10 protein-coding genes are annotated in these 11,973 nt (G+C 67.7%); 9 read left to right on the forward strand and 1 reads right to left on the reverse strand.

Going from position 1 to position 11,973, the window contains the following annotated elements; genetic code table 11:
* Positions 1-66: 66 nt before the first annotated feature.
* Complete coding sequence (locus tag G1H11_RS22670; RefSeq protein ID WP_163820893.1) at positions 67-987, reverse strand: EamA family transporter; 921 nt, start codon at positions 985-987, stop codon at positions 67-69.
* A gap of 557 nt (positions 988-1,544) precedes the next feature.
* Here G1H11_RS22670 and phnD point away from each other — a divergent pair.
* The 9 genes from phnD to rpmE all read left to right on the forward strand — a co-directional run bounded on the left by phnD (position 1,545) and on the right by rpmE (position 11,917).
* Entirely contained in the window at positions 1,545-2,585 is a 1,041-nt protein-coding gene (phnD, locus tag G1H11_RS22675; RefSeq protein WP_163820894.1) for a phosphate/phosphite/phosphonate ABC transporter substrate-binding protein, read from the forward strand.
* A gap of 114 nt (positions 2,586-2,699) precedes the next feature.
* Entirely contained in the window at positions 2,700-3,536 is an 837-nt protein-coding gene (gene phnC / locus G1H11_RS22680) for a phosphonate ABC transporter ATP-binding protein (protein WP_163820895.1), read from the forward strand.
* Entirely contained in the window at positions 3,533-4,354 is an 822-nt protein-coding gene (gene phnE, locus G1H11_RS22685) for a phosphonate ABC transporter, permease protein PhnE (RefSeq protein WP_163820896.1), read from the forward strand. The genes phnC and phnE (G1H11_RS22685) overlap by 4 nt, the downstream gene beginning before the upstream one ends.
* Positions 4,354-5,259 carry a phosphonate ABC transporter, permease protein PhnE gene (gene phnE / locus G1H11_RS22690; protein WP_163820897.1) on the forward strand — a complete coding sequence of 302 codons (906 nt, stop codon included), beginning with the start codon at positions 4,354-4,356 and terminating at the stop codon, positions 5,257-5,259. The genes phnE (G1H11_RS22685) and phnE (G1H11_RS22690) overlap by 1 nt, the downstream gene beginning before the upstream one ends.
* Before the next feature lie 316 nt (positions 5,260-5,575).
* A complete protein-coding gene (locus G1H11_RS22695; protein WP_163820937.1) occupies positions 5,576-6,874 on the forward strand; it encodes a homoserine dehydrogenase in 1,299 nt (432 codons plus the stop codon).
* 81 nt (positions 6,875-6,955) lie between these two features.
* The gene (gene thrC, locus G1H11_RS22700) at positions 6,956-8,056 is read left to right on the forward strand and encodes a threonine synthase (protein WP_163820898.1); all 1,101 of its coding nucleotides are present in this window, start codon (positions 6,956-6,958) and stop codon (positions 8,054-8,056) included.
* A complete protein-coding gene (gene thrB, locus G1H11_RS22705) occupies positions 8,053-8,961 on the forward strand; it encodes a homoserine kinase (protein WP_163820899.1) in 909 nt (302 codons plus the stop codon). The genes thrC and thrB overlap by 4 nt, the downstream gene beginning before the upstream one ends.
* A gap of 423 nt (positions 8,962-9,384) precedes the next feature.
* Positions 9,385-11,457, forward strand: a complete 2,073-nt coding sequence (gene rho, locus G1H11_RS22710) for a transcription termination factor Rho (protein WP_246211742.1) — start codon at positions 9,385-9,387, stop codon at positions 11,455-11,457.
* Positions 11,458-11,698: 241 nt separating this feature from the next.
* Positions 11,699-11,917 carry a 50S ribosomal protein L31 gene (gene rpmE / locus G1H11_RS22715; protein WP_163820900.1) on the forward strand — a complete coding sequence of 73 codons (219 nt, stop codon included), beginning with the start codon at positions 11,699-11,701 and terminating at the stop codon, positions 11,915-11,917.
* Positions 11,918-11,973: the final 56 nt, after the last annotated feature.

An 11,973-nucleotide genomic window follows, 5' to 3' on the forward strand; every position in this document is an offset into this window, starting at 1 on the left:
GGGGTGCCGACGCCCATCGCATTGTGCGAGGTTGGCCACCTTTCGACGATCGCCTGCGCACGTTCGTCACGACGACCACCTACGGAGCCGGCGCACCTGCACCAGGAGGACCCCGAATGCCGCCAGCACCAGCCCGGTGACCTCCGTCGGACTCAGGGACTCGTCGAGAAACACCCAGGCGAGGACCGCGATCTGGATCAGCATCGTGTTGTTGATCACGCTGGACTCGGTCGCACTGAGCGTGCGCAGCGTGAGGTTCCAGAGCGTGAAGGCGAACGCGGTGTTGACCACCGCGAGCCAGCCGACGATCGCCCAGCTGGACGGACTCAGTACAGGCATGCCCTGGGTGGCGAGGCCCGTGGCGAGCAGGACCAGGGAACCGATGCCCATGCTCACGACGGTGACGACCAGAGGGCTGAGAACGCCGGAGCGATTGACAGCCCGCCCCAGCACGGCCGCGCCGGCGTTCGCCAGCAGCCCGAGGACGGCGATCCCGAGCCCGACGACCTGCTGGGCGGGGAGATTGACCGGATACAGGAAGATCGCGGCGCCCACCAGGTACACCGCCATGCCTACCCATTGCGCCCGGCGTGGTTGCTCGGCGAGGAAGGCGATGCCGAGAAGGGCGACGACCACCGGGGAGAAGCTGAGGATCAGGCTCGTGGTGGTGGCAGGCAACCGGTCCAGCGCGAGGAACTGCGCGCCCTGCGTGAGGGTGTACCAGACGAGCCCCAGGGAGGTGAGCCGGAGCCAGTCCGCTCCGGTGAGCCCGCGGATCGCCTTCAGATGCCGGCTGCGGACGACAAGCGGGAGTAGGCACAGGAACGCAAGCACGTAGCGCAGGCCGGCGAAGGTGAGAGCGGGGATCTCCTCCAGGCCGGCCTTGATCAAAACCCAGGACAGAGACCAGAGAAATGTGACGAGCAGCGCCTGAAATACGGCGCGGAGACGACTCGAACTGTGCGGAAAGAAATGTGTCGAACTCACCAGTGCGGCCTTTCGAGGGAATCGGGCACGTCAATGACGTGTCCGCGTCTCCCCTCGAGGCTTTTGTCCTAATAAGGTGCGGGCCGCGTGTGCGAGCAGCCCTACTTGTCGGCGTCGCCCGTTCGAGGATCAACGGACTGCGGGCTCCACGTCACACCGGCGTTCCGCGGCGCTCGGACCAGCCCGGCGTCGGAACATGTCCGGCGCCGCGGAACCCTAGCCGCCCTCCAGCAGACAGGGACGATTCTAACGTCAGCATCGCCGACTCCGCCTCATCGCAGGTCCTGCGAGACTCTGGGCGAATTGCGATGGTGAACATATGGGAGGTGAGAACCGTCGTCGCATCTATTGAGAGTGCATTCAATAACAGATTGGTCGCGCCCGATGCGCAATCGTGTCCGTGTGTTTACCGGCTGTTCGCGGCCGAGTAGCATCCGAGGCTCTACGAGGAGCGAGGCTGGATCGGTCAGGCCCACGGTGGTGTTGATGTTCGCGTGCCGTTTTCGCGCTGCGTTCGAGTTCAGGTCCTCAAGACCGGTGCAAGGAGTTGAAAATCGATGAAGGTTTCGAAGTGGTTGGCAGTCATGTCTGCCGTCGTGCTGATCTCCGCATGCGGCGGCGACGACAGCGGTGACGCCGATGGCGACGACGCGGACGTGACGACGGAGACCGACGGCGACGACGGCGGCCAGGACGGCGAGGGCGGCGCGGCCGTTCCGGACCCCTTGACCCTTGGGCTCGTGCCCTCGCAAGAGGTCGACCAGCTGGTCGAGGACGCGGACGTGCTCGGCGAGCTGATCGGCGCGGAGCTGGGCGTGACCGTCGAGACGCACGTGGCCACCGACTATGCGGCCTTGGTGGTCGCTATGGGGACGGGCCAGGCCGACGTCGGCATGTTCGGTCCGATCGCGCTGGTACAGGCGGTGGACCAGTCCGGTGCCGAGATCATCCTTCAGTCGGTCCGGTTCGGCACGCCCACGTACCACACCCAATGGTTCACCAACAATCCAGACCGTTTCTGCACCACGGACGTCGTCACGGTGGAGGATGACGAAGGTAACCCGTACAGCTACTGCAACGGCACCGACGCAGCCGAGACCGGGCCCGTCGGGGAAGATGCGCTGAACGAGCTCGAGTCCGGCGAGCAGATCCTCTTCGTCGACGCCAGCTCGGCGTCCGGCTACTACTACCCGGCGACCCAGATCCAGACGGTCACCGGCATGGACCCGCTGGTGGACATCGACCCCATCTTCGCCGGAGGTCATCCCAACGCCGTGCTGGGCGTGCAAAGCGGGGAGGCGGAGGTCGGTGTCAGCTTCGACGATGCGCGCACCAACGTCGTCGAGGAGGAGCCGAGCATCGGGGAGGACGTCGTCGTGTTCGCCTGGTCCGAGGAGATCCCCAACGACGGCGTGGCCGTCAGCGGTGAGCTCTCCGACGAGGCCCAGCAGGAGATCGCTGACGCGTTCATGGCCGTGATCGAGACCGAGGAAGGCGCCGTGGCGTTCGACGACGTCTACAGCATCGAGGGCTTGGTTCCGGCCGACCTCGAGGCGCTGGAAGCCGCCCGTCAGGTGGCCGCCAACTTCGGCGGCTAGAACGCGGGGGCCCGGGTTGCCGCGCCGCGCAGAGTAGCGCACGCCCTCCCGGGCCCTCGCTACGCTGTGCGGGGCGAGCTGCGTCGTGGTAGTCGAGGGAAGGCCAGTCATCTCGTGATCCGCTTCTCCAATGTCTCTGTCACCTATCCCGGCGGTGTGCACGCCCTGCGCGACATCGACCTGGAGATCCAGGACGGCTCGTTCGTCGTGGTCGTCGGCCTGTCCGGAGCCGGTAAGTCCACCCTTGTCCGGGCGATCAACGGCCTGGTTCCGCTGACGAGCGGATCGCTCGAGGTCAACGGCCGCCACGTCGAGCAAGCCGGCCGGCGGGAACTGCGTGCGCTGCGCTCCGAGATCGGCATGATCTTCCAGTCGTTCAATCTCGTGAAGCGGACGAGCGTGGTGAACAACGTCCTGATGGGGCGGCTGCATCAGACACCCACGTGGCGGACCCTCCTTGGCTGGTACCGGCCGGCGGACCGGGAGCTCGCCATGCAGGCCCTGGAGCGGGTGGAGATCGTCGAGAAGGCCTACGTGCGTGCCGCCAACCTCTCCGGCGGGCAGCAGCAGCGTGTCTCCATCGCGCGAGCGCTGGCGCAGGAGCCCAAGGTCATGCTTGCCGACGAGCCGGTGGCCTCGCTCGACCCCCCGACGGCCAACGTCGTCATGCGTGACCTGCAGCGGATCAACCGTGAGCTTGGCATCACCACCATCGTCAACCTGCATTTCCTCGATCTGGCCCGCCGTTACGGTGACCGGATCATCGGCATGCGGGAGGGCGAGATGGTATTCGACGGCACCGGCGAGCAGGCGGATGAGAAAGTGTTCGAAGACATCTACGGCCGGTCCCTGACCGCTGATGACGTTCTCGACCTGCCTGCTCAGGTCGGCCTCGCCGACGTCGTGGAACAGCGCACGGACGGCGAGTCCGCACGGCAGGATCCCTCGTGAGCGTCCAGGTGGCGTCCACCGCGGTCGGGCAGGTCGACCGCTCGGCCTGGCCACGGAAACCCCGGCCCCGGTGGTCGCTGTGGTTCGGGCTGGTGGTCGTGGTGGCGATCACTGTGTGGTCGATGATCAGCATCGAGTTCACGCTGGCGCCGTTGTTCACCGACCTCACTCGTGGCGCGGAGATCCTTGAGCGGTTCTTCGATCCGAACTGGGAGTTCGCGTGGCGGATCCGCGACGCGTGGATGGAGACGCTCTACATCGCGGTGATCGCCGCCGTCGTGGGCAACGGCGTGGCTTTGTTCCTCTCGATGCTGGCCAGCAAGATCACAAATCCGAATACCGTCGTCTATCAGGGGTTCAAGACGATCCTGAGCGTCGTTCGCTCGCTCCCCGACATCGCCTACGGCCTGATCTTCGCGGCCGCGGTGGGCAACGGTGCGCTCGCGGGCATCCTCGCGCTGATCATGTTCAACATTGGCATCAACGCGAAGCTGACGTCGGAGACGATCGACGCCGTGGACGTGGGGCCGCTGGAAGCCGCGGACGCGGCGGGCGGCAGCCGGATTCAGCGGGCGTGGTCGGCCGTCGTTCCGCAGATCCTTCCGAACTACACCTCCTACAGCCTGTACGTCTTCGAGCTCAACATCCGAGCATCCGTCGTGATCGGCATCGTGGGTGGTGGCGGAATCGGGCAGGTCATCCGGGTTCAGCTCAACCAGTTCCAGTACGAGAATCTCGGCGCGGTCATCTTCGCGCTGTTCGTCGTCGTCTTCTTGTTGGACCGGGTGTCTGTGTGGATCCGCCGGAGGCTGGTGTGATGGCGCGACCGATCGAGAGCCGCCGCCGGACGACCGTGCCCGGGTCCCGGCCGCAGCCGCCGAGCAAGACGAGGAAGACCATCGGGTTCGTCGCGGGGACGGCTGTCATCGTCGCCTGCCTCCTGCTCGTCGACGCTCGCTGGGAGAACCTGTCCGAACTGCCCGGCAACCTGGGGAACTACGTCTCCCTGATGGCCGACGGCGTGCTGTCCAACCCGCTCGAGGACCCGGAGACGGGATACTGGCAGCGTGCCTTCGAGCTGATGCTCGAGTCGCTGTACATGGCCTGGGTGGGCACCATGATCGGAGCGGTCGTCTCGTTCCCGCTGGGATTTCTCGCGGCGGAGAACATCTCGCCCCGGCCCGTCGTACTGATCGTCCGGCAGATCCTCAACGCCATCCGCGCGATCCCCGAGCTCATCTTCGCCATCGCCGTGATGCTTCCGATCTTCGGCTTCGGGCCCGCCGCCGGAGCTCTCGCCCTCGGCGTCGGATCCGTGGGCACCCTCGGCAAGCTCACGGCCGAGGTCATCGAAGGGATCGATCGCGGCCCGGTGGAGGCTGCCCGGGCCACTGGGGCACGCCAGCTGCAGATCCTGCGGTGGGGGGTGGTCCCGCAGGCGCTGCCTGAGGTCGTGGCGTTCTGGCTCTACCGGTTCGAGATCAACATCCGGGCGAGTGCCATCCTCGGCGTCCTGGCCGCGGGTGGGATCGGGTCCCTGCTGTCGCAGCTGTTCGCCGGCACACGCCAGTGGGACCGGATCGGGATCACGCTGGTGGTGATCATCGTCGTCACGATCGTCGTCGACCTGATCTCTGCCGCGGTCCGCCATCGCATCATCTCCGGAGGTAAGCAGCAGCTGGTGGAGGTCGCCGAGACGAGCAGTATCCCGGCCGCCAGCTGACCGCCCCAAATGATCATGTAAACCATGCCTTCTCGTGCTTTACCAGGGCTGCAGGCATGGTGAAGCACGAGAAGGCATGGTTTACATGATCATTTGGGGGCGGGGCATGGCCAGGTGGTTCGGGTCACGAGGTGACCATCTCCCCAGGCGAACGTACAGTCGGTCGGGCGTAGGATCTACGGTCAAGGCCGCGTATCGTGAGACAGATGTCTCGCATTATGGACGCTTCGCGCCAGATCCTCCGCGTTTCGCGGAAACTGATGTGGCCGAGCGGCCAGCGGACCTGCCGGCGCTGGGCGCCGACGGGCAAGGGAGGATGCGAATGAACACGTTGCGGGTTGCGCTCCTCGGCTGTGGAGTTGTCGGGTCCGAGGTGGCTCGCCAGATGACGGAGCGATCGGACGACTTGTCCGCGCGGATCGGCGCGAGGCTGGAGCTGGCCGGCGTCGCGGTGCGCCGCACGGGCCGTGACCGCGCTGCCTCCGGAATCTCGCCCGAACTGTTCACCACGGATGCCGCGGGTCTGGTCGAGCGGGACGACGTCGACCTGATCGTCGAGGTAATCGGCGGTATCGAGCCTGCCCGCGGGCTGATTCTCTCGGCTCTGGAGCGGGGCAAGTCCGTGGTGACGGCCAACAAGGCGCTCATGGCCGACGACGGGTACGCCCTGCACACCGCGGCGGACAAGCACGGCGTGGACCTGTACTACGAGGCCGCCGTCGCGGGCGCCATTCCGCTGCTGCGCCCCCTCCGGGAATCACTCGCGGGGGACCACATCACCCGGGTTCTCGGCATCGTCAACGGCACCACCAATTACATCCTCGACCAGATGGACTCGTACGGCAGCGGGTTCGCCGAGGCATTGGAGGAGGCTCAGTCCCTCGGGTACGCCGAGGCCGACCCGACCGCCGACATCGAGGGCTTCGACGCCGCGGCGAAGGCCGCGATCCTGGCGAGCATCGCGTTTCATTCGCCGGTGACCATGTCCGACGTTCATCGGCAGGGCATCACCGACGTGACATCCGCGGACGTCGCCAGCGCGAAGGCGATGGGCGCCGTCGTCAAGCTGCTGGCCATCTGTGAGCTCGCGCCCGACGGCGACGCCGTCGGCGTCCGCGTTCACCCGGCGATGATTCCGCGAACGCACCCACTCGCCGGCGTCCGCGGCGCCTACAACGCCGTCTTCGTCGAGGCCGAGGCTGCCGGCCAGGTCATGTTCTACGGTCCGGGCGCCGGCGGCGCGCCTACGGCCAGTGCCATCCTGGGCGACCTGGTGACCGTCGCGCGCAACCGGATCGGCGGGGTGACCGGCCCGGGCGGGTCCTGGTACGCCGACCGCCGGGTGCACCCGATGGGCCAGACGAGCACGCGCTACCACATCAGCCTCGACGTGGACGACCGTCCCGGCGTGCTTGCCGCCGTCGCTACCGTCTTCGCCGAGCACGGTGTCTCGATCGAGACGGTGCGCCAGCGCACGGAGCGTCCCGACGACGCCGAGCTGGTGGTGGTCACCCACAAGGCTTCCGACGAGGCGTTGACGGCTACGGTCGCAGGACTAGGCCGGTTGGACACCGTCCGGGACGTGATGTCCGTGATGCGCGTCGAGGGCGGCTGACCTTCGCCGCACGCACGCTTGCGTCCTGCACACCGTGCGTCCGGACCCTCGCTCTGCAGGACGCAACGGGGAGGATGGATAATGGGCGCCGTGCCCAGTGGAATGGTGGAAGCCCGAACCCGGCTCTGGCGTGGCGTGATCGAGGAGTATCGAGACCGCCTCCCGGTCTCCGGGACCACGCCCGTGGTGACCCTGCGCGAGGGCGGAACGCCGCTCGTGCCTGCGCCGTGGCTGTCGGAGCAGACCGGTTGCGAAGTGCACCTCAAGGTCGAGGGCGTGAACCCGACCGGCTCGTTCAAAGACCGCGGGATGACACTGGCGATCTCCAAGGCGGCCGAGGACGGCGCCGAGGCGGTGGTCTGCGCGTCCACCGGCAACACCAGTGCGTCGATGGCGGCCTACGCGGTGCGCGCCGGTATGCGCCCCGTCGTGCTGGTTCCGGACGGTAAGGTCGCCGGTCCCAAGCTGGCACAAGCCGTCGTTCACGGCGGCGTCATCGCCTCGGTGGACGGGAACTTCGACGACTGCCTGAGGCTCGCTCGCGAACTGTCCGAGGAGTACGCCGTCGCCCTGGTCAACTCCGTGAATCCGTACCGGCTCGCCGGCCAGAAGACGGCCGCCTTCGAGGTAGCCGATGACCTCGGCGACGCTCCGGACGTCCACGTCCTGCCGGTGGGTAACGCGGGAAACATCTCGGCCTATTGGATGGGCTATTCCGAATACGCCGCCGACGCCGTGACCACCCGCCGGCCGGCCATGTGGGGATTCCAGGCGGCCGGCGCCGCCCCACTCGTCCATGGCGTGCCCGTCGACGCGCCGGAGACCGTAGCCAGTGCCATCCGGATCGGAAACCCGGCCTCATGGGAACTCGCCATCTCCGCCCGAGATGATTCGGGCGGACTGATCGACGCCGTCACCGACGAGCAGATTCTCGCCGCGCAACAGGAACTGTCCGGCCGGGAAGGCCTGTTCGTCGAGCCGGCCTCGGCCGCCGGTGTCGCCGGACTGCTCCACTACGCCCGCACCGGGCTGCTGGACCGTGGCCGGCGCATCGTCGTGACGGTCACCGGTCACGGGCTCAAGGACGTCGACACGGCGAGCTCGTACTACGGCGAGATCCGCCCCTACGCGATCGCCGCCGACGCCTCCGCCGCCGCGCAGGCACTCGGCTTGAGCAGGTGAGACGGTCCGTTACCGTCCGGGTGCCGGCCACCAGCGCCAACCTCGGCCCAGGGTTCGACACGCTGGGCCTGGCACTCGGGCTGCACGACGTGATCGATGCGCGTGCCGACCTCAGCCACCCTGTCCCAGGGGGCCGGCTGGAGGTGCGCGTCACCGTCGAAGGCTCGGGTGCCGATGACGTGCCCCTCGACGAGTCGCATCTGGTGGTCAGGTCCATGCGCGCATGTTTCGATCAGCTCGGGGTCAAGCCCGCGGCCATCGAGCTGCACTGCCGCAACGCGCTTCCGCACGGTCGCGGCATGGGGTCGTCGTCGGCGGCGATCGTCGGCGGTGTGCTGGCTGCCCGCGCGCTCTGCGGCTCTGACGTCCAGGACGACGACCTGCTGGACCTGGCCGCCCGGCTGGAAGGGCACCCCGACAACGTGGCCCCATGTCTTCTCGGCGGATTCACCATCGCCTGGAACGACGACGACGGAACGGCCCGCGCGGCCGCGATGGACGTCCATCCGGACATCGTCCCGGTGGTGTGCATTCCGGCGGCCTCCCTGGCCACTGAGGCGGCCCGGGGGCTGCTTCCGGCATCGGTGCCGCACGCCGACGCCGCACGCAACGCCGGGCGGGCCGCATTGCTCGTCGAGGCGGTGACGCGCCGCCCGGCGCTGCTCTTCGACGCCACCGACGACCGCCTCCACCAGCTGTACCGCCGCCCGGCCATGCCGGAGACGATCGCCCTGGTGCAGCAGCTCAGGCAGCAGGGCCTGGCGGCGGTCGTCTCCGGTGCGGGCCCCAGTGTCCTCGTGCTGGCCAGCGGCGACGAGTCCGCACGTGTGAGCGAATTCGCCCCCGGCTGGGATGTGCGGGCATTACCCGTGGATGCGATGGGTGCGGCCGTGGACGTGCGCTGAGGGCACAACACGTCCAACACGCCGCAAACTGGGGCGGGGTGGCGTCTGGGTCAAATGGCTGTTGGCGTGCTACGCTCGGTATCGCACCGACGCACTGCACGGTCGGTAAGCCATGGCGTAGCGGAATCTCTGCAGCGGGCCGTGGATCTGAAAACCTCTTCCAGGGCTTGCACGCGCTAGTTCTAACTTGAGGTTGACCATTCAGTGACAGCGTGCACATTTCATGCGTCCCGGGGATTGCCCTCGGGGTTATCAAGGCGCACCGGCGGTTCTTGCCGGTGCTGGCCCAGGGAAGGACCCTGAGTGACTAACACTGAGATTCCCGGCGTCACAGAGGCGCTGGACTCCACCACCGCAGCACCCTCGGCAGCGGGCGACACCGCGGCCAAGCGCCAGCGTCGCCGCGCCCCCGGTCTGGAGGGCATGGTCCTGGCAGAACTCCAGCAGGTAGCTGGCCAGCTGGGCATCAAGGGTTCTGGCCGGATGCGCAAGGCGCAGCTGATCGACGCCATCAAGGCGACACAGTCCGACGCTCCCGCGGCCAAGCCGGCGGGCCGCCGGGCGGCCCCCGCCGAGTCCGCGAACGGCACACCGAGCGCATCGTCGCCGGTGGCTGGCAACGAGACGGAGCCGGCCCCCACGGACGAGACCGTCGCGGCTGAGCAGTCGCGTCCGGCACGTCGTGCGCCGCGCCGCGCCTCCCGGGCGCAGGCCGCGCCCGCCCGCGACGACGAGTCCGCGGCCCCCGTCGAGGTCAGCACGGTCGTCACGGCACCTGCCGACGCCCAGACCTCCGGCCGGCAGAACGATTCCAAGCGAAACAACCGCGGTGACGGCGGCTCGGGCCGCGGTGACACGACCAACCGTGACAGCGGAGCCGGCCGTGATGGCGGCGCCGGCCGTGACAGCGGAGCCAACCGTGACAGCGGAGCCAACCGTGACAGCGGAGCCAACCGTGACGGTGGCTCGGATCAGGGCGACCGCTCCGTTTCGGACGAGGCGCGCGACCGGTCGGACGATCGCTCCGGCGACCGTCGTCCGGACGACCGTCGTCCTGAGGGACGGCGTGGCGACAACCGTCGTGACCGTGGTAACGACCGGGACCGCACTGGTGACCGGGACCGTGGCAATGACCGGGACCGCACTGGTGACCGGGACCGTACCAGCGAGCGCGACCGGGACGGCGACAACGATCGTCGCCGCAACGACCGGTTCGACGACGACGACGACAGCCGCGGCAGGCGTCGTCGCCGTGACCGCGGACGTGGAGGCAACCGCGATCGGCGCGGTGGCGGCGGAGCAGGACGTGAGCGTCCCGACGAGCCGCAGATCACCGACGACGACGTGCTCATCCCGGTGGCCGGCATCATCGACATTCTCGACAACTACGCGTTCGTGCGGACGTCGGGTTACCTGCCCGGATCCAACGACGTCTACGTGTCGCTCGCCATGGTTCGCCGGCACGGGCTGCGCAAGGGTGACGCCGTCACCGGTGTGGTCCGCCAGCCCCGCGAAGGTGAGAAGCAGCAGAAGTTCAACGCCCTCGTGCGAGTCGACACCGTCAACGGCGCCGACCCGGACACCGCGAAGCAGCGTCCGGAGTTCGCCAAGCTGACGCCGTTGTACCCGCAGGACCGGCTCCGCCTGGAAACCGAAGCCGGGAACATGTCCACCCGGATCATCGACCTGATCGCGCCCATCGGCAAGGGCCAGCGTGGTCTGATCGTCTCGCCGCCGAAGGCCGGTAAGACGCTCATCATGCAGGCGCTCGCCAACGCGGTGACCACCAACAACCCGGAAGCACACCTCATGGTGGTGCTCGTCGACGAGCGGCCGGAGGAGGTCACCGACTTCCAGCGCACCGTCAAGGGCGAGGTGATCGCCTCGACGTTCGACCGGCCGGCCGAAGACCACACCATGGTCGCCGAGCTGGCCATCGAACGAGCCAAGCGGCTCGTCGAGCTCGGGCACGACGTCGTCATCCTGCTGGACGGCATCACCCGGCTGGGACGCGCCTACAACCTGGCGGCCCCCGCCAGCGGCCGTATCCTCTCTGGTGGTGTCGACTCCGCAGCCCTCTACCCGCCGAAGAAGTTCTTCGGCGCGGCCCGGAACATCGAGAACGGCGGCTCTCTCACCATCCTGGCCACGGCACTCATCGAGACCGGGTCGAAGATGGACGAGGTTATCTTCGAGGAGTTCAAGGGAACCGGCAACATGGAGCTCCGGCTCCGCCGCGACCTGGCGGACAAGCGGATCTACCCGGCCATCGACATCGACGCGTCCAGCACGCGCCGCGAAGAGATCCTGGTGTCGAAGGAAGAGCTGGCCATCATGTGGCAGCTGCGCCGGGTGCTCTCCGCGCTCGACTCGCAGCAGGGTATCGAGCTGCTCCTCGACCGGCTGAAGAAGACCAAGAGCAACGCCGAGTTCCTCATGACGGTGAAGACGTCCACGCACACCATCGGCGGGAACGGCTCGAAGGACGACGACTAGATCTTGGCATGCGGTCGGGCTCTCGGACATGCTCCGCGCGCGTCGCGTGCCGTGGCGGTGAAGCATGCCACGGCAAGCTCTTAAAGTGCGCGCGGAACATGTCCGAGAGCCCGACCACGCGCTCACGTGGCGTGGGTTTGGCGATCGGCGACATCGGCTGGAATACTAGAGCGGTTGGTCCCGGTTCACGGTGTGGCGCCCGCCGCGTCGACCCGGGAATCAGAGATTCAGGAGAGTCCCCATGCAGACTGACATTCACCCGACGTACGTCGAGACCACTGTGACGTGTACGTGCGGGAACACGTTCACCACCCGCAGCACCGCCCCGAACGGCGTCATCCACGCCGATGTCTGCTCCAGCTGCCACCCGTTCTACACGGGTAAGCAGAAGATCCTGGACAGCGGAGGCCGGGTCGCGCGGTTCGAGTCCCGCTACGGCAAGAAGTCGGACTCCAAGTAGCTTTACCGGCAGCGGGCGCACGCCATTGGCGTGCGCCCGCGTTGTCGTCTTATCCC

Origin of the sequence: Phytoactinopolyspora alkaliphila (genome assembly GCF_010550695.1) — a bacterium.
In the GTDB taxonomy this organism is placed as follows: Bacteria; Actinomycetota; Actinomycetes; order Jiangellales; family Jiangellaceae; genus Phytoactinopolyspora; species Phytoactinopolyspora alkaliphila.